This is a genomic window from Burkholderia contaminans (genome assembly GCF_029633825.1).
In the GTDB taxonomy this organism is placed as follows: Bacteria; Pseudomonadota; Gammaproteobacteria; order Burkholderiales; family Burkholderiaceae; genus Burkholderia; species Burkholderia contaminans.
The window spans coordinates 493,155-511,610 of the sequence record NZ_CP090640.1; the positions used below are offsets into that span (position 1 = coordinate 493,155).

Annotated in this window: 17 protein-coding genes; 10 read left to right on the top strand and 7 right to left on the bottom strand. The window is 67.1% G+C overall.

Annotated features, from left to right (window positions below):
- Positions 1-18: 18 nt before the first annotated feature.
- Positions 19-702 (bottom strand): FadR/GntR family transcriptional regulator, encoded by a 684-nt coding sequence (locus LXE91_RS02340; protein WP_076841651.1) that lies wholly within the window; start codon positions 700-702, stop codon positions 19-21.
- A gap of 163 nt (positions 703-865) precedes the next feature.
- Here LXE91_RS02340 and dgoD point away from each other — a divergent pair, with 163 nt between their 5' ends.
- On the top strand, positions 866-2,014 hold the full coding sequence (dgoD, locus tag LXE91_RS02345; protein WP_039359979.1) for a galactonate dehydratase: 1,149 nt from the start codon (positions 866-868) through the stop codon (positions 2,012-2,014).
- Between the two features lie 154 nt (positions 2,015-2,168).
- Here the strand turns inward: dgoD and LXE91_RS02350 are convergent, their stop codons facing one another.
- Positions 2,169-3,101, bottom strand: a complete 933-nt coding sequence (locus LXE91_RS02350; RefSeq protein WP_039359982.1) for a CopD family protein — start codon at positions 3,099-3,101, stop codon at positions 2,169-2,171.
- Between the two features lie 379 nt (positions 3,102-3,480).
- On the opposite strand from LXE91_RS02350, the gene LXE91_RS02355 reads away from it, so the two are divergent.
- From LXE91_RS02355 to LXE91_RS02365, 3 genes are all read left to right on the top strand, one after another.
- On the top strand, positions 3,481-4,245 hold the full coding sequence (locus LXE91_RS02355; protein ID WP_039359984.1) for a c-type cytochrome: 765 nt from the start codon (positions 3,481-3,483) through the stop codon (positions 4,243-4,245).
- 19 nt (positions 4,246-4,264) lie between these two features.
- Positions 4,265-5,563: a c-type cytochrome gene (locus LXE91_RS02360; RefSeq protein WP_039359987.1), complete on the top strand. Its 1,299-nt coding sequence runs from the start codon at positions 4,265-4,267 to the stop codon at positions 5,561-5,563.
- A gap of 134 nt (positions 5,564-5,697) precedes the next feature.
- Positions 5,698-7,146: a DEAD/DEAH box helicase gene (locus tag LXE91_RS02365; protein ID WP_039359990.1), complete on the top strand. Its 1,449-nt coding sequence runs from the start codon at positions 5,698-5,700 to the stop codon at positions 7,144-7,146.
- Here LXE91_RS02365 and LXE91_RS02370 read toward each other — a convergent pair.
- The 3 genes from LXE91_RS02370 to LXE91_RS02380 all read right to left on the bottom strand — a co-directional run bounded on the left by LXE91_RS02370 (position 7,140) and on the right by LXE91_RS02380 (position 10,513).
- Positions 7,140-7,646 carry a hypothetical protein gene (locus tag LXE91_RS02370; RefSeq protein ID WP_039360319.1) on the bottom strand — a complete coding sequence of 169 codons (507 nt, stop codon included), beginning with the start codon at positions 7,644-7,646 and terminating at the stop codon, positions 7,140-7,142. The genes LXE91_RS02365 and LXE91_RS02370 overlap by 7 nt on opposite strands.
- 71 nt (positions 7,647-7,717) lie before the next feature.
- A complete protein-coding gene (locus LXE91_RS02375; protein ID WP_039360322.1) occupies positions 7,718-8,545 on the bottom strand; it encodes a ferritin-like domain-containing protein in 828 nt (275 codons plus the stop codon).
- Positions 8,546-8,872: 327 nt separating this feature from the next.
- On the bottom strand, positions 8,873-10,513 hold the full coding sequence (locus tag LXE91_RS02380) for a gamma-glutamyltransferase family protein (protein ID WP_039360325.1): 1,641 nt from the start codon (positions 10,511-10,513) through the stop codon (positions 8,873-8,875).
- A 222-nt stretch (positions 10,514-10,735) separates the two neighbouring features.
- Here LXE91_RS02380 and LXE91_RS02385 point away from each other — a divergent pair, with 222 nt between their 5' ends.
- Complete coding sequence (locus LXE91_RS02385) at positions 10,736-11,515, top strand: DeoR/GlpR family DNA-binding transcription regulator (RefSeq protein ID WP_006493999.1); 780 nt, start codon at positions 10,736-10,738, stop codon at positions 11,513-11,515.
- Between the two features lie 304 nt (positions 11,516-11,819).
- On the top strand, positions 11,820-12,017 hold the full coding sequence (locus LXE91_RS02390; RefSeq protein ID WP_006751304.1) for a hypothetical protein: 198 nt from the start codon (positions 11,820-11,822) through the stop codon (positions 12,015-12,017).
- Positions 12,018-12,107: 90 nt separating this feature from the next.
- Here LXE91_RS02390 and LXE91_RS02395 read toward each other — a convergent pair whose 3' ends face one another.
- Entirely contained in the window at positions 12,108-12,476 is a 369-nt protein-coding gene (locus LXE91_RS02395) for a hypothetical protein (RefSeq protein WP_039360001.1), read from the bottom strand.
- A gap of 162 nt (positions 12,477-12,638) precedes the next feature.
- Between LXE91_RS02395 and glpD the strand changes: the two genes are divergently transcribed.
- The 4 genes from glpD to LXE91_RS02415 all read left to right on the top strand — a co-directional run bounded on the left by glpD (position 12,639) and on the right by LXE91_RS02415 (position 17,644).
- Complete coding sequence (gene glpD / locus LXE91_RS02400; protein WP_039360004.1) at positions 12,639-14,162, top strand: glycerol-3-phosphate dehydrogenase; 1,524 nt, start codon at positions 12,639-12,641, stop codon at positions 14,160-14,162.
- A 106-nt stretch (positions 14,163-14,268) separates the two neighbouring features.
- Positions 14,269-15,771: a glycerol kinase GlpK gene (glpK, locus tag LXE91_RS02405; RefSeq protein WP_039360007.1), complete on the top strand. Its 1,503-nt coding sequence runs from the start codon at positions 14,269-14,271 to the stop codon at positions 15,769-15,771.
- Positions 15,772-15,852: 81 nt separating this feature from the next.
- A complete protein-coding gene (locus LXE91_RS02410; protein WP_039360010.1) occupies positions 15,853-16,569 on the top strand; it encodes an MIP/aquaporin family protein in 717 nt (238 codons plus the stop codon).
- A gap of 388 nt (positions 16,570-16,957) precedes the next feature.
- A complete protein-coding gene (locus LXE91_RS02415; RefSeq protein ID WP_039360013.1) occupies positions 16,958-17,644 on the top strand; it encodes an HAD family hydrolase in 687 nt (228 codons plus the stop codon).
- A 91-nt stretch (positions 17,645-17,735) separates the two neighbouring features.
- Here the strand turns inward: LXE91_RS02415 and ribB are convergent, their stop codons facing one another.
- Positions 17,736-18,446, bottom strand: coding sequence for a 3,4-dihydroxy-2-butanone-4-phosphate synthase (gene ribB / locus LXE91_RS02420; protein WP_039360016.1), 711 nt, complete (start codon positions 18,444-18,446; stop codon positions 17,736-17,738).
- Between the last annotated feature and the right edge of the window lie 10 nt (positions 18,447-18,456).

Below are 18,456 nucleotides of genomic sequence, written 5' to 3' on the forward strand. Positions count from 1 at the left end.
CACGGCCCGCCCCTCCCGTCACGACATCTCGATCCGCGCGCGCGTCACCGCGAGCAGCGCGGCCATCGCGCGGCGCGCACCGTCCTCGTCGCGCACGCGGATCGCATCGCTGACGGCCGTATGCTCGGCGAGCGACGCGTTGTACACGTCCGCACGGCGCGCATTCAGATGCAGTTGCGCTTCGAGCGTCCGATCGATCAACGTGCCGAGCGGCACCAGCAGTTCGTTGCCGCCGGCCTCGAGCACGCTAAGGTGAAAGCGCAGGTCGGCGCGCACCCATTCGTCGACGTTGCGCGCGGCGGCCATCGCGTGCGCCGCGCCGTCGATCGCGTCGAACGTCTCCGGCGTATGCATGCGCGCGGCGAGCGCGGCCGCGTACGGCTCGACCATCTCGCGCATTTCCTGCAGCTTCAGCGCAAACGCGACCGGCGGCGCGACCCGCGCGTACCAGTCGAGCAGGTCGGCGTCGAGCAGGTTCCATACGCCGCGCGGCCGCACGCGCGTGCCGATCTTCGGCCGCGACTCGACGAGCCCCTTCGACGTGAGCGTACGCAGCGCCTCGCGCATCACCGTGCGGCTCACGCCGTACATCACCATCAGGTCGGGCTCCCTCGGCAACAGCGACTCGGGCGGGTAGTCGCCGCGCAGGATCGCCGTGGCGAGCCGGAAGGCCGTCTGTCCATGCAGGTCGCGTCGAATGATCGTTCTCCGTTATGCCGGTACCCGGGCGTGCCGGCTGCCCACTATCTGCACAATAGTGCTATTAATACTATTTTTTATCGGGCTGCGCTAGGATGACCGCGAAAACATGCGACCGCGCGCCGCGCCCGACTGTCCGCGCCGGTCAACCCTGGAGACTCGCACCGTGAAAATCACCCGCCTCGAAACCTTCGTCGTCCCGCCGCGCTGGCTGTTCCTCAAGATCGAAACCGACGAAGGGATCGTCGGCTGGGGCGAACCGGTCGTCGAGGGTCGCGCGCACACGGTCGAGGCGGCCGTGCACGAACTCGCCGACTATCTGGTCGGCCGCGATCCGCTGCTGATCGAGGATCACTGGCAAGTGATGTACCGCGCGGGCTTCTACCGCGGCGGCCCGATCACGATGAGCGCGATCGCGGGCGTCGACCAGGCATTGTGGGACATCAAGGGCAAGCATCACGGCGTACCCGTGCACGCGCTGCTCGGCGGCCAGGTGCGCGATCGCATCAAGGTGTATTCGTGGATCGGCGGCGACCGCCCGAGCGACGTCGCGAACAATGCGCGCGCGGTGGTCGAGCGCGGCTTCAAGGCCGTGAAGATGAACGGCTCCGAGGAGCTGCAGATCGTCGACACCTACGACAAGGTCGAGCAGGTGATCGCGAACGTCGCGGCGGTGCGCGACGCGGTCGGCCCGCACGTCGGGATCGGCGTCGACTTCCACGGCCGCGTGCACAAGCCGATGGCGAAGGTGCTCGCGAAGGAGCTCGACCCGTACAAGCTGATGTTCATCGAGGAGCCGGTGCTGTCGGAGAACGCCGAGGCGCTGCGCGACATCGTCAACCAGACCAACACGCCGATCGCGCTCGGCGAGCGGCTCTACTCGCGCTGGGATTTCAAGCACATCCTCGCGGGCGGCTACGTCGACATCATCCAGCCGGACGCGTCGCACGCGGGCGGCATCACCGAGTGCCGCAAGATCGCGACGCTCGCGGAGAGCTACGACGTCGCGCTCGCGCTGCACTGCCCGCTTGGGCCGATCGCGCTCGCCGCGTGCCTGCAGCTCGACGCGGTCAGCTACAACGCGTTCATCCAGGAGCAGAGCCTCGGCATCCACTACAACCAGGGCAACGACCTGCTCGACTACCTGCGCAACCCCGAGGTGTTCCGCTACGAGGACGGCTTCGTCGCAATCCCGCAGGGCCCGGGGCTCGGCATCGACGTGAACGAGGAGAAAGTGCGCGAGATGGCGAAGACGGGGCACCGCTGGCGCAACCCGGTGTGGCGTCACGAGGACGGCAGCGTCGCCGAGTGGTGAGCGCGATGCACGGCGTGCGGCTTCGGCCCGCGCAGTAGGTATCGATTCGAAAACGGCTGCCCGACAGGCAGCCGTTTTTGCATGCGCGGTGCGACACCGGGCATGTGCCGGGTGCGCGACGGCGGCCTTGCACCGCGCCGCGCGAGCCCTGCCGTCAGCCGAGTGCCGCGAACCCCGGCACGCTGAACGACAGCACGGCGGCTGCGACGAACACGCCGATCATCGTCAGCGCTTCGAGATGCAGGATGTTGCGGAACGTGTACGCATCCTCGGTCGATGCGGTGCGGCGCAGGCGCGGCAGCGCCGCGAAGCGGTTCAGGCCACCGAGCACGAGCGCGAGCGCGACGAGCAGCAGCTTCAGCAGCAACACGCGCCCCCACGTGCTGCCGTCGAGCGGTGCGAGCGAACCGCCGAGCCCGCGGATCGCATTGAGCGCGCCGGTGCCGAGCACGAAGACGAGCGCGATGATCGACGTGCGCGAAAGATGCTGGCCGATGCGGATCAGCGCACCACGCGCGACCGACGAACCAAGCGCGGGCAGCACCGCGAGCCCGCCCGCGAGCACGAGGCCGCCCCACACGGCCGTCGCGAGCAGATGCAGCGTCTGCACGCCGACCGCCGCGGACAGCGCGCCCGTATCGGCCGCATGGCCGAGCGACGCCTTGCCGGCCGCGACCACGATCACGGCGAGCCACAGCACCGCGTGTGCGACCGGGCCCTCCGGCTTCGCCAGCGCGACGATCGCGAGCACCACGGCGCCGGCGAACGCGACGCTCCATGCGAAGCCCGTATGCGTCTGCGTCAGCATCACCGGAATGGCGGCGAACGCGCCGCCGAGCCCCGCCCCGCTCATCGTCGCGGCCTCGTAGACGAGCCAGCCGAGATCCGCGAGCACCAGCGCCAGCGCCGCCGCGACCAGCGAATGTTGCGCGCGCAGCCACGCGGGATGCGACGGCGCGATGACCGGACGCGCACCGTCCTTGCCGAGCCATGCCTTGAGCAGCGCCGAGCCGACCGCCATCGCGAACGCCGCGTCCATCAGCGCCGCGAGCGCGACCTGACCGATCCACAAGCTGTCGAACTTCATCGCGCACACCCTCCCGAAAGCGGCAGGCCGACGAAGTGGCGGCAACGGGATGGACAGCGTGAGAAAGGCAACGGCACGGTAGAAAACGTCATCGATGAATCCGGAAACGGGAGAAATGACTGGACCTGCGGCGGAGGCGGCGCCGCGCGACCCGCGAGTGTACGGTCTTCGATGGTGAAAACGCACGCCGGTTCACACCGACGCGTCGCAATGCGCGTCAAATTGTCGCAAGTCGCAAACGGACAGGAACCGATGTCGTTCTGTCAAATAGCCGTCATTACCCATCGATGATAGAATGCCGCGTCGCAGCAGCCCGGCTGCCCTGCCGTCATGCGCCGAGCCGATCGTAGCCCGGACAACAGGTCCCCGTCGAATAAACATGGAGTCTCGTGTGTCTTCAAGACGCCTCTTCCGTCCGCTGCTCGCCGTTCTGATGTTCGGCGGCGCGGGCCTTATGAGCGCTGCCCAAGCGCAGACCAAGCCCACGGAGCAAGCGCACGCCCAGCAGGCGCCGCTCAAGGCACCCGATACCATGGCCGAGCGCGTGCGCGGCTGTACGGCTTGCCATGGCGTCCATGGCCAGGGCACGGACAACGACTACTTCCCGCGTCTTGCCGGCAAGCCGGCCGAGTACCTGTACAACCAGCTCGTCAACTTCCGTGACGGCCGGCGCAAGTACCCGCCGATGAACTACCTGCTGACGTACCTGAACGACGACTACCTGCGTGAAATGGCCGAGCACTTCTCGGCCGAACGCCCGCCGTACCCGGCGCCGGCGAAGCCGACGCTGCCGGCCGCGACGCTCGCGCGCGGCAAGCAGCTCGTCACGCAGGGCGACCCGTCCCGCAAGCTGCCGGCCTGCGTGGCCTGCCACGGCGCGACGCTGACCGGCATGCAGCCGGCGATCCCGGGCCTGGTCGGCCTGCACGCCGACTACCTGAGCGCGCAGATCGGTGCATGGCGTTCGGGCAACCGTCACGCGAAGGCGCCTGACTGCATGCATGACGTCGCTTCGAAGCTTTCCGACGAAGACGTGACGGCCGTGACCGCATGGCTTGCCGCGCAACCGGCGCCCGCCAACCCCGTGCCGGCTCCGGCGCGTTCGATGAAGACTCCGCTCGCCTGCGGCAGCGAACCGCAATAAGGCAAGGGAGACAGACACAATGAAACGCAAGTCCCTGTTTGCACTCTCGGCCGTCGCGATCATCGCGGCTGCCGCCCTCGTGCCGGTCCTGTGGCCGGGCAACGACACGCTGCACGGCGCCTCCGCCGTCGCGGCCACGCCGGCCGACCAGGCCGCGCTGATCAAGAAGGGCGAGTACCTCGCGCGCGTCGGCGACTGTATCGCGTGCCACACCGTGCGCGGCGGCAAGTCGTTCGCGGGCGGCCTGCCGATGGCGACGCCGTTCGGCACGATGTACACGCCGAACATCACGCCGGACGACAAGGACGGCATCGGCAAGTGGACGTCGGACGACTTCTACCGCGCGATGCACACCGGTCGTTCGAAGGACGGCAGCCTGCTCTACCCGGGCTTCCCGTTTGCGAGCTACACGAAGGTCACGCGTGCGGATTCGGACGCGATCTACGCGTACCTGCGCTCGGTCGCGCCGGTGTCGGTGCCGAGCCGTCCGCATGAACTGAAGTTCCCGTTCAACAACCGCAACCTGCTGATCGGCTGGCGTACGCTGTTCTTCAAGGAAGGCGAATACAAGCCGGATCCGACCAAGTCGGTCGAATGGAACCGCGGCGCGTACCTCGTCGAAGGCCTCGGCCACTGCTCGATGTGCCACACGTCGATCAACATGATGGGCGGCCCGGTGACCTCGTCGGCGTTCGCAGGCGGCCTGATCCCGCTGCAGAACTGGTATGCGCCGTCGCTGACGAACGACAAGGAACTCGGCCTCGGCGACTGGCACGTGCAGGAGCTGTCCGACCTGCTGCAGGCCGGCGTGTCGCAGAAGGGTGCGGTATTCGGCCCGATGGCGGACGTGGTCCACAACAGCCTGCAGTACATGACCGACGAAGATACGCGCGCGATGTCGACGTACCTGAAGTCGATCCCGCAGAAGGCTGAAGCGCCGAAGAACATGCAGTACGAGCCGTCGAAGCAGTTCGGCAACGCGCTGTTCGAGCAGGGCAAGAAGATCTACGCGGACAACTGCGCGACCTGCCACGCCGAAAACGGCGCAGGCAAGCCGCCGGCGTATCCGCCGCTCGCGGGCAACCACTCGATCATGATGGAATCGGCAGTCAACCCGATCCGCATGGTGCTGAACGGTGGCTATCCGCCGAGCACGTTCAAGAATCCGCGTCCGTACGGGATGCCGCCGTTCGCACAGTCGCTGTCGAACCAGGAGGTTGCGGCGGTCGTCACGTATATCCGGGTGTCGTGGGGTAACAACGGTACGCCGATCTCGCCGCAACAGGTGAGCGACCTGCGTTCCGCGCCGCTCGACTAAGAAGCGGCTGACACACACGGGGCGCGGCTGCGGGAAACCGCGGCCGCGCCCTTTTGCATTTTGCATTTTGCGATGTCACCTCCCGCGCGGGCCGCGCGAGACGTCGCTGATCATAAAACTGAAGAGTGGTATCTATGTCTTTCGAATCTCTCGGCTTGGCCGAACCGCTGGTCAAGGCGGTCAACGAACTCGGCTACACGTCGCCGACCCCGATCCAGCAACAGGCGATCCCGGCCGTCCTCGGCGGCGGCGACCTGCTCGCCGGCGCGCAGACGGGCACCGGCAAGACCGCCGGCTTCACGCTGCCGATCCTGCAACGCCTGCATACGTTCTACGCGGAACATCGCGGCGCGAAGCGCGCCGTGCGCGCGCTGATCCTCACGCCGACGCGCGAACTCGCCGCCCAGGTCGAGGAAAGCGTCCGTGCGTACAGCAAGTACGTGAAGCTGCGCTCGACCGTGATGTTCGGCGGCGTCAGCATCAATCCGCAGATCGATGCGCTCAAGCGCGGTGTCGACATCGTCGTCGCGACGCCGGGCCGCCTGCTCGATCACATGCAGCAGAAGACGATCGACCTGTCGGACCTCGACATCCTCGTGCTCGACGAAGCCGACCGGATGCTCGACATGGGTTTCATCCACGACATCAAGCGCGTGCTCGCGAAGCTGCCGCCGCAGCGCCAGAACCTGCTGTTCTCGGCCACGTTCTCCGATGAAATCAAGGCGCTCGCCGACAGCCTGCTCGACTCGCCCGCGCTGATCGAGGTCGCACGCCGCAACACGACCGCCGAAAGCGTCGCGCAGAAGATCCACCCGGTCGACCGCGACCGCAAGCGCGAACTGCTCACGCACCTGATCCGCGAACACAACTGGTTCCAGGTGCTCGTGTTCACGCGCACGAAGCACGGCGCGAACCGGCTCGCCGAGCAACTGACGAAGGACGGCATCAGCGCGATGGCGATCCACGGCAACAAGAGCCAGTCGGCCCGCACGCGCGCGCTGGCGGAGTTCAAGAACAGCACGCTGCAGGTGCTCGTCGCGACCGATATCGCCGCGCGCGGGATCGACATCGACCAGTTGCCGCACGTCGTCAACTTCGACCTGCCGAACGTGCCGGAAGACTACGTGCACCGGATCGGCCGCACGGGCCGCGCGGGTGCGACCGGCGAAGCCGTGTCGCTCGTGTGCGTCGACGAGAAGCAGCTGCTGCGCGACATCGAGCGGCTGATCAAGCGCGAGATTCCGCAGGAAGTGATCGCGGGCTTCGAACCCGATCCGAACGCGAAGCCGGAGCCGATCCAGCAGCGTCGCGGGCAGCAGCAGCCGCGCGGCGGTGGCGGTGGCGGCGGCAATCGCCAGCCGCGCGCAGGCGGCTCAGGCCAGCCGGCCGCGAAACGCGACGGCAATGCGCAACCGAAGGCTTCCCAGCAGAAGGCCGCGAAGCCGCGCACGCAAGGCCAAGGCGGCGCCGGCGGCAACGGCGGGCGTCCGGCCGGTGGCGGCAACAGCGCACGCCCGGCGAACGGCAATGCCGCGCACGCGAACCGCAACCGCTCGTCGCGCAGCGGCCAGCGCGGTCACTGAAGCCGTGCGGCTGCGCGCCGCAGGTGCTCGACCTGGCGTTGCCAGCGCGCGAGCACCTCGGTGCGCTCCCCTTCCAGCGTGAACGTGACACCTGTCGCGAGACGCGCATAGCCGACCCGCTGCGCATCGCCGTGCGCGATCGTCGCAGCGAATCCGGCCAGTCCGCCGAAGTCTCCCTCGAGCGGCTCCATCCTCAATTGCGCCTGAAAGAACGCGCCGTCCGCGACGAGCGTCAACGCGGCCGACCGCCGTTGCGCGATCGCACGCGCCGCACGCGATTGCGGCCAGAGCGCCAGCAGCAGCGTGCGCGCATCGTGTGCATAGATTTCGCCGACGCCGAGCAGCGTCGTGCGCAATTGACCATCGTCGGTCGCGACGATCAGCGAAGCGGCGAAGTCGGCATGACGCTCGAGCGCGGTACCGTCGAACAACGAGACGACGGCCGGCGGCCACGCGTCGAACGTCCATTGTTCAAGCGCGTGGCGATGGGTGTCGGTCATGATGGCGTGGCCCCGGTAGATGAGCGGATGAAGAAGCCGCAGCATACGCGCGTCGGGCCGCGCTGCGGCGATCAGCGCAGGAACACGTGCCGCGTGATCTTCGTGAGCGGATAGTGGACGCCCGGCTGGATCTTCGCGGGCAGGTCGAGCGGCTTGAGCAGCATCTTCACGCACATGTCGGCCGACAGGTTGCGCCGCACGAGCGTGCTGATGCGCGCGGCGCGTTCGCGGTTGTACTGGCTGTCGCCGACACGATCCGGATAACGCACCGCGAACACATGGCGCAGCGCGATCTCCGAATCCTCGTTCTTGATTTCCATCACGCGGCGTGCCAGTGCGCCGAGCACCGCAAGGCGGCCATTGCCTTCGACCTGGTTGTACTTCTTGAAGAACTTGAAGAAGTGCTTGTAGTGGCGCACTTCGTCGGTGCGGATGTTGTCCGTGATTTCCTTCAGCACGGGCTCGTCCGAGCACTCGTTGATCGCACGATAGAGCGTGGCCGTGCCCGTCTCGACGACGCAGCGCGCGACCATCTCGAGCGCGCGGGTCTTCTCGAACGCCTCGACCTTGCAGGTCTGCGAATACTCGGCGAAGAAGTTCGCGAACGCGGTATCCCAGTCGAACTCCGGCCACACGTGCGCGATGTACGCCTTCAGCGCGCGCCCGTGCTGCAATTCTTCGTGCTCCCATGCATTGTTGAGCCATGCGGAGACTTCCGGATCGTCGTTGAAGAACTGGCTCAGATTGCTCGTGTAGAGATCCGAGCCGCTTTCGATGAACGACGACGCGCACAGCAGCAACAGCAGATCCTCGTTCGCGGCGGCACGCTGACGATCGATCCGGTTCAGGTCGATGTCCTCGATTCGCCACGGCATCACATGCGTCGTTTTGGTGTCCATGGTGGTGCGCTCCCAGTCGTCGCGCGGGGGCCGGCCCATGCCTTCGGCACAGGCGCCGACCTTCCCGCAGGCGGCGTTTTACTTGCGTTTATAGTGGATTGGTCCGGCCGAACCATGCTGGCATCTTAGCCGGACTTTGATGTTCGTGCTCCAAAGCACTGACCATGCCCGACAAGCGCAGTTCCACGGCGTCTGTTGCCGTTCGTTAGACGAGTCCTTCAAACCGCTTGCGCCCGCCCGGCGATACGGGCGACCGCCAACGAAACGGGCGGCCGCTCGGCCGCCCGCAAAACGCACGACATGCCGGCGAAAGCCGGCGGCAATCCGTCAGAAACCGGCCGCCAGGCCGTCGCGGCGGCTGTCGCTCGCGGCCACGTAGCCGCGCTCGCGATCGTCACGGTCGAGACGCCAGATGAACTGCCCCGAACCGAAATCCATGTAAGGATCGTCGATCGACTTGATCGTATGGCCGCGTGCGGCCAGCGCGTCGACAGTCGCCCGATTCATCGTTGCCTCGACGTCGAGCGTGAAGTCGCGGTTGACCTTCCAGCGCGGCGCATCGCAGGCCGCCTGCGGTTGCTGCCCATAGCCGAGCATCCGCACGACGGTCTGCAGGTGCCCTTGCGGCTGCATGTCGCCGCCCATCACGCCGAAGCTCATCACGGCCTCGGTTCGACCATCGACCTCCTCGGTGACGAACGCCGGGATGATCGTGTGGAACGGCCGCTTGCCGCCCGCGACGACATTCGGCGAAGCCGGGTCCATCGAGAAGCCGTGCCCGCGATTCTGCAGCGCGATGCCGGTGCCGGGCACGACGAGCCCCGAGCCGAAACCCATGTAGTTCGACTGGATGAAGCTCACCATCATCCCGCGTTCGTCGGCCGCCGACAGGTAGATCGTGCCGCCCGAATGCGGCCGGCCGGCGGCGAAGTGCGTCGCGCGCGCGGGATCGATCAGCTTCGCGCGTTCGGCGAGATACGCGTCGTCGAGCATCTGTTCGGGTGTGAGCTCCATCGCGCGCGGATCGGCGACGTAGCGATAGACATCGGCGAACGCGAGCTTCATCGCCTCGATCTGCAGATGCTGCGAGTCGGCCGAATCGACTGGCCATTCGGTCACGCCCGCATGCTCGGCGATCCCGAGCGCGATCAGCGCCGCGATGCCCTGCCCGTTCGGCGGAATCTCGTGGATCGTATGACGGCCGAAGCGCTTGCCGATCGGCTCGACCCATTCGGGCCGGTAAGCCTGCAGGTCGGCTGCGGTCAGCGCGCCGCCGCCTTCGCGGGAGAACGCGACGATGCGCTCGGCGAGCGCCCCCTCGTAGAACGCGCGCGCACCTTCCTTCTGCAGCGTGCGCAACGTCTGCGCATGGCCCGGCAGGCACACGCGCTCGCCCACCTGCGGTGCGCGGCCGTGCGGCATGAAGGTGCCGGCGAAACCCGGCAGCCCCTTGAGTTCCGGCACCGCGGCCGCCCACTTGTGCGCGACGATCGGCGGCACCGCATAGCCGCGCTCCGCGATCTCGATCGCCGGTTCGAGCAGTTCCGCGAACGGCAGCGAACCGAACTTCGCATGCAGCGCTTCCCAGCCCGCGATCACGCCCGGCACGGTGACGGTATCCCAGCCGCGCGTCGGCTTGTTCGCGATGCCGTTGCCCGCCTCGCCGTGGCGCTTGCGGAAATAGTCGACGTTCCATGCGGCCGGCGCGACGCCCGACGCATTCAGCCCGGACAGCCGCTCGCCGTCCCACACGAGCGCGAACGCGTCGCCGCCGAGCCCGCACGACACGGGCTCGACGACCGTGATCGCGGCCGCGGCGGCGAGCGCCGCGTCGACCGCGTTGCCGCCCTTCCACAGCATCCGCAGCCCGGCCTGCGCGGCAAGCGGGTGCGACGTCGACACGACGTTGCGCGCGAACACCGGGATGCGGGTCGTCGGATACGGGTTGTGCCAGTTGAAGCCAGTCATCGGTTCCACCTCGTCGAAAGCTGAATGATCGCGCCGGACGCGCCCCCGCGGACGCGGGCAATCCGCCATTGCAGCGCGATCCGCGTAATCGCACAAATTCATTTGTCACATGAATCCATGCAATTTCTACATGAATATCGGGCAAGCATGCGGGCCGGGCCGGCCTAACGCCGTTGCCGCCCTTACAATACCCGCTCCGTCTCACGACACGACCACCGAGCCATGACCCGAGATCCCCGCCTCACCCTCAACGCGCGCCAGCAGGAATTGCTCGAATGGGTGCAGCGCGACGGCTTCGTGACCGTTGACGATCTCGCCGCGCACTTCGCGGTGACGCCGCAGACGATTCGCCGCGATGTGAACTGGCTGGCCGACCTGAACCTGCTGCGCCGCTACCACGGCGGCGCGAGCCTGCCGACCAGCTCGGAAAACGTGTCGTACACCGCGCGCCAGCGGATGTTCCACGACGAGAAGCGCCGCATCGCGGCGCTCGCGGCGTCGCACATTCCCGACCAGGCTTCGCTGTTCATCAACCTTGGCACGACCACCGAGGAAGTCGCACGCGCGCTGAACCGCCACCACGGGCTGCACGTGATCACGAACAACCTGAACGTCGCGTCGATGATGAGCGGCTACCCCGATTGCGAGGTGCTGATCACGGGCGGCATCGTGCGGCCGTGGGACAAGGGGATCGTCGGCGAACTCGCAATCGACTTCATCCGCCAGTTCAAGGTCGACTACGCGATCATCGGCACGTCGGCGATCGAGGCCGACGGCACGCTGCGCGACTTCGACACGCGTGAGGTGCGCGTGGCCGAGGCGATCATGCAGCATGCGCGCACCGTCTATCTCGTGACCGACCATTCGAAGGTCGGCCGTCCCGCGCTGGTGCGCCAGGGCCACCTGAGCCAAGTGCACGCACTCTTCACCGACAAGCCGCTGCCGCCCGAGATGGCCGACACCGTGGCGGCCGCCGGCACCCAGGTGTACGTCGCCGAGTGACGGCTCCGATGTTGCACCGCACCCGAAACTTCAAGTGAAATCAAGAAGTTGGCGTCGCGAGCAAACCGCTTGCGCACGGCCCGGCTGTCAAAGGGAAAATTAACGGGGACTGATTTGTCGTTTGCCTGCGCGCTCGACTAGACTCCAGTTCCCCGGCCTATTTCGACCGTTCCGCCTGTGCCAGGGCGCGGACGAATGGCATGGCCGGCGAATACAGCTTTCCCCCCAAGCCATACCCCGATGGGTATCGCGCGTCGGCCCGTGCGCCGGCCGCGCGGGCTGACTGGTCGCCATGGAGAGAACGATGCTGAGTCCGCATGAATTCGCCACGCTATTGCTTGTGAAGGATGCTCCCGATCAAACCAACATGGATCGGGACGAAATCGACGCACTGCTCGAACAGCAGCTCGTCCGTCTGGAAGGACTCGGTTCGGGGCGCAAATACTGCGTGACCGAAACCGGCGATGCTGCGCTGCGATCCATCAAGTACCGCTATTCGTAAAACCACACCGTTCCTGACCTGACCGCGCCGCCCGGATGCCGGGCCGCGCGGCCATGGCCGCTTCCATCTCGCCACCCCGCCGCATCTGCTTCAGCCGCCGCGCAGCGTCGGATCGACCGCCGCCCGCCAGCTGATGGCCTGCGCGCGCGCACCGTTGAAATACGCGATCCAGCCGGCACGCGCCGCCGCATCGGGCGCCGCATAGTGCGCCGAAAGTTCGTTTACGAACGCACAATAGTTCGCTTCCGTCAGCCCACGGTACCGTTTCGCCACGTACGCGTCATACAGCGTCGAATAGACCGGCTGCGCGTCCGCGCCCCAGTCCCGTGCCGTGCCGCCGCACGACGTCTGCAGGTCGGCGAACGACGGCGTGCGCCAGTTGCCGACGAGCGGCGGCATCCCCGCAGTGCACCCCGCCAGAAGGACGGCGCACACGCCGGCCCACATCCCAATACGCATGATTCACCTCGTGAAACGGTCGATTCCGCCAGTATCGTCCGGGATCTCGATGCGCGCTACTGGCCCCGCTTTATCGAACTTTACTTTTTCGATTTCGTTCGTTAAATTTCGAATTCGAACATTTTCTGTTCACCCATTTCCCTCAGACGATAAGGACAGCAGGTGACCCAACCGAATCGCTACGATCTGCTCGTCGTCGGCGGCGGCATCAACGGCGCGGGCATCGCGCGCGATGCGGCCGGCCGCGGCCTGTCGGTCATGCTCTGCGAGCAGGACGATCTCGCGTCGCACACGTCGTCGTCCAGCACGAAGCTGATTCACGGCGGCCTGCGCTACCTCGAGTACAACGAGTTCGGGCTCGTGCGCAAGGCGCTGCAGGAACGCGAGACGCTGCTGCGCGCGGCGCCGCACATCATGTGGCCGCTGCGCTTCGTGATGCCGCACATGCCGAACCTGCGTCCGGCCTGGCTGATCCGCATCGGCCTGTTCCTCTACGATCACCTCGCGAAACGCGAGCTGCTGCCCGGCTCGCGCGGCATCGACATGCGCCGCCATGCGGCCGGCGCGCCGCTGATCGATTCGATCAAGCGCGGCTTCGTCTATTCGGACGGCTGGGTCGACGACGCGCGCCTCGTCGTGCTGAACGCGATGGATGCGAAGGAGCGCGGCGCCGACATCCTGACGCGCACGAAGCTGGTGTCCGCCGAACGCCGCGGCGACGAATGGGAAGCGCGGCTGCAGCACGCCGACGGCTCGATCCGCGTCGTGCATGCGCGCGCGATCGCGAACGCGGCGGGCCCGTGGGTCGGCGAAGTGCTGAAAGGCGCGCTCGGCCGCGGCGCGCACCACAGCGTGCGGCTCGTGAAGGGCAGCCACATCATCACGCGCCGCCTCTTCGATCACGACCACGCGTACATCTTCCAGAACCCGGACAAGCGGATCATCTTCGCGATTCCGTACGAACACGATTTCACGCTGATCGGCACGACCGACGTCGAATACACGAACGATCCCGCGAAGGTCGCGATCGATCGCGACGAGACGCAGTACCTGTGCGATTCGATCAACCGCTACTTCAAGCGCAAGATCTCGCCGGCCGACGTGCACTGGACCTACTCGGGCGTGCGCCCGCTGCTGGAAGACGAGAACGCGGCGAACGCGTCGGCCGTCACGCGCGACTACCGCCTCGAGCTGGACGACGGCGCGGGCGCCCCGCTGCTGTCGGTGTTCGGCGGCAAGATCACAACGTTCCGCAAGCTCGCGGAAGAAGCCGGCGACATGCTGTGCAACGCGCTCGGCCGCGACGCGAAGACCTGGACGGCCGGCGTTGCGCTGCCGGGCGGCGACATCGCGAACGCGAAGTTCGACGCATTCGCCGATACGTTCGCCAAACGCCATGCGTGGCTGCCCGCCGCGCTCGCCCGCCGCTATGCACGTGCATACGGCACGCGCGCGGAGCGCCTGATCGACGGCGCGCAGTCGCTCGCCGATCTCGGCACCGAAATCGCACCGGGCATCTACGACGCCGAACTGCGCTACCTGCGCGACGCCGAATGGGCGACCTGCGCGCAGGACGTGCTGTGGCGCCGCTCGAAGCTCGGCCTGCACGTCGCGCCCGGCACGCTCGACGCGGTGACCGCCGCGGTCGACGCGTGGTTCGCCGCCGCGCACGCGCCGCACGCCTGACCGGAATGCAGTTGCAGTTGCCGTACCGACGTTGACTCACCGACGCGCCGCCCCACATGCGGCGCGCATCACAACTAAGCCAAATCCACGGATGGAGATGAGAGACATGCAGGATCAGTACATCCTCGCGCTTGACCAGGGCACCACGAGTTCCCGCGCGATGCTGTTCGATCGCCAGGGCAATATCGTATCGATCGCCCAGAAGGAATTCGAGCAGATCTACCCGCAACCCGGCTGGGTCGAGCACGACCCGCAGGAAATCTGGTCGACGCAAGCCGGCGTCGCCGCCGAAGCCGTCACGCGCACGGGCCTGAACGGCACGTCGATCGCCGCGATCGGCATCACCAACCAGCGTGAAACCACGATCGTCTGGGATCGCGAAACGGGCCAGCCCGTCTACAACGCGATCGTCTGGCAGGATCGCCGCACGGCCGACTTCTGCGATTCGCTGAAGGCACAGGGCTTCGAGGCGAAGGTGCGCGCGAAGACCGGCCTGCCGATCGATTCGTACTTCTCGGGAACCAAGATCCGCTGGATTCTCGACAACGTGCCGGGCGCACGCGAGAAAGCCAAGCAGGGCAAGCTCGCGTTCGGCACCGTCGACAGCTGGCTCGTGTGGAACTTCACGAAGCACGAACTGCACGTGACCGACGTGACGAACGCGTCGCGCACGATGCTGTTCAACATCCACACGCGCGAGTGGGACAACGAACTGCTCGACATGCTCGACATCCCGCGCAGCATGCTGCCGGAAGTGAAGGCATCGTCGGAAATCTACGGCCACACGAAAACCACCGTGTTCGCGTCGAAGATCCCGCTCGCGGGTATCGCAGGCGACCAGCAGGCGGCGCTGTTCGGCCAGATGTGCACGCAGTCCGGCATGGTGAAGAACACCTACGGCACCGGCTGCTTCCTGATGATGAACACCGGCGACAAGCCGATCGAATCGAAGAACAACCTCGTCACGACGATCGCCTGGCAGATCGGCGACAACGTGCAGTACGCGCTGGAAGGCAGCATCTTCATCGCGGGCGCGGTGGTGCAGTGGCTGCGCGACGGCGTGGGCATCATCAAGTCGGCCGCTGAAATCGAAGCGCTCGCCGCGAGCGTGCCGCACACCGACGGCGTCTACCTGGTCCCTGCGTTCGCCGGCCTCGGCGCGCCGCACTGGAACGCACGGGCGCGCGGCTCGGTATTCGGCGTCACGCGCGGCACGACCTCCGCGCACCTCGCACGCGCGGCGCTCGATTCGATCGCATACCAGTCGCTCGACGTGCTGGCCGCGATGGAAGCCGACTCGGGCATCAGCATCGGCGAGCTGCGTGTGGACGGCGGCGCGAGCGCGAACAACCTGCTGATGCAGTTCCAGGCGGACCTGCTCGGCGTTGACGCGGTGCGTCCGCAGATCACCGAGACGACCGCCCTCGGCGCGGCCTACCTCGCGGGCCTCGCGATCGGCTACTGGAAGAACCTCGACGAAGTGCGCAGCCAGTGGCAGCTCGATCGCCGCTTCTCGCCGTCGATGCCGAAGGAGCAGGTCGAACGCTGCATGTCGGGCTGGCAGCGCGCGGTGCGTGCCGCCAAGGCATGGGCAGACGACGCGCAGTAACCGTCAGGCATCCAGACGAAATACAACAACACCGGCGGACCGCGCAATGCGCGAGTCCGCCGTGACTCAAGAGAGACAACAATGTCACCTTATATTGCAGAATTCATCGGCACGGCGATCCTCGTGCTGCTCGGCAACGGCGCGGTCGCAAACGTGCTGCTTGCAAAGACCAAGGGCAAAGGCGCGGACCTGATCGTGATCGTGATGGGCTGGGCGATGGCCGTATTCGTCGCCGTCTACGTGACCGCGTCGTTCAGCGGCGCGCACCTGAACCCGATCGTCACCATCAGCCTCGCGCTCGCGGGCAAGTTCGCGTGGTCGAAAGTCGGCGGCTACGTCCTCGCGCAGATGCTCGGCGGGATGGCGGGCGCGCTGCTCGTGTGGCTCGCCTATCGCCAGCACTTCGCGAAGGAAGCCGATGCGGACCTGAAGCTCGCGGTGTTCTGCACGGCGCCCGCGATCCGCAGCGTCACGCACAACGTGCTGACCGAAGCGATCTGCACGTTCGTGCTGATCCTCGGCGTGCTGTACCTCGCGTCGCCGCAAGTCGGCCTCGGCGCGCTCGACGCACTGCCCGTCGGCCTGCTCGTGCTCGGCATCGGCATCTCGCTCGGCGGCCCGACCGGCTATGCGATGAGCCCCGCGCGCGACCTGTCGCCGCGCATCATGCACGCGCTGCTGCCGATCCCCGGCAAGCGCGACAGCGACTGGCGCTATGCATGGGTGCCCGTCGTCGGTCCGCTGCTCGGCGGCGCCGCGGCGGCCGGCCTGTACCTGCACCTGCACGCGATGGCCTGAACGCGGGCCTGTGAAGAAGTGCGCGGCCATCGACCAACGCGCGCTTCGGGAACAGGCTCGTTCGCCTGACCGCCGGCACGCCGGCATAGCGGCGCGGGTATCGCACCCGTGCCGCTTCTCCCCGCCTTCGTACTCGTTCCCTTGCCGTGGCTCGCGCCGGTTGCGCATTGCGCATCGCTTCGCTACGTGCCGCCGCCATCGCCTCCGGCGCTGTACGCCCGAGCAGGCGCGACGCCGCATCGAGCACCGTCACGCGGCACCCGCGCAGTCGCGCCGACGCCGCGACTTCGAGTCGGGAAAATTTGCCGGAGCGTCGCGCGGCGTGTGCGTGAATGCACGTATGATGGCGAATTGATCTGTGTCGCCGACATCCCGCTTTTTCACCACCATGCTCGATCACCTCATCTGCGACTGCGACGGCGTGCTCGTCGACAGCGAAATCATCGCCGACCGCGTCCTGCTCGACACGCTGTCGGCCACGTTCCCGAATCTCGATTTCGAAGCCGCCGCCAAGTCGGCGTTCGGCCAGCAGACGTCGCGCTTCCTGGCGGGAATCGAATCCCGCTTCGGGATCGAGATGCCGGCCAACTTCATCGAGACCATCGAGCACAACATCGAGAGCGCGCTGGCGCAATCGCTCGCGCCGATCTCCGGCGTGCGCGACGCGCTGCTGAGGGTGAGCCTGCCGGCGGCCGTCGTGTCGAACAGCCGGCTCGCGCGCGTGCGCAGCTCGCTGAAGCGCGCGGCGCTCACCGAGATCTTCGGCGATCGCGTGTTCAGCTCCGAGCAGGTGGCGCGGCCGAAGCCCTACCCCGACGTCTACCTGCATGCGGCGCACACGCTCGGCGTCGCGCCGGAGCGCTGCGTCGTCGTCGAGGACAGCGTGTCGGGGCTGAATGCCGCGCGCGCGGCGGGCATGAAGACGATCGCATTCGTCGGCGCGAGCCACATCCCCGACAACTACGCGGACGCACTGCGCGCGATGGGCATCACGCGGATCATGCGCGAGATGAACGAGCTGCCGGCGTTCGTCGAAGCCGGCGTTCGCGGCGAATTCGGGGACGTACAGTCCTGATGGTCCTGCCAGCCCGATCAGGCGTGCACCGGTTCACCACGCACGCCGGGCCGCGGGCGCGCGAACGCGCCCGCCTTCCCCTTCCGCGCACTCAGGCCGGTTCGCAGCAGCGCTCGCGCGCGGCGGCCAGCGCCTCGCGGAACTCGACGAGTTCGGCGATCGTCAGCATCGGCAGGCCGTGCTGTTGCGCGAAACGCTCGACATCGTCGCCGCGCGTCATCGTGCCGTCCGGATTCATCAGCTCGCACAGCACGCCGGCCGGCTTCAGGCCGGCGAGGATCGACAGGTCGACCGTGCCTTCGGTGTGACCGCGGCGCGCCAGCACGCCGCCCGGTTGTGCACGCAGCGGAAACACGTGGCCGGGGCGCACGATGTCGTGCGGCTTCGCCCCTTCCGCGATCGCCGCGCGGATCGTCGTCACGCGATCGGCCGCCGATACGCCCGTATGCACGCCTTCGCGCGCCTCGATCGACACGGTGAACGCTGTGCCGTTGCGGCTCTCGTTGGTCTGCACCATCGGCGGCAGCTCGAGCGCACGCACGGTGTCGTCGGTCAGGCACAGACACACGATGCCGCTGCATTCGCGGATCAGCAACGCCATCGTCTCGGGCGTGATGCGCTCGGCGGCAACGATCAGGTCGGCTTCGTTCTCGCGGTCATGGTCGTCCTGCAGCACCACGGCACGGCCTGCGCGCATCGCTTCGAGCGCGGCAGCGATGCGCGGCGGCACCGGTTCGGAATCCAGCAACGGGAGATCGGCAAAGGCGTCGGCGGGTGCCGACGAAACGGACATCAAGGACATGTGAAACGCT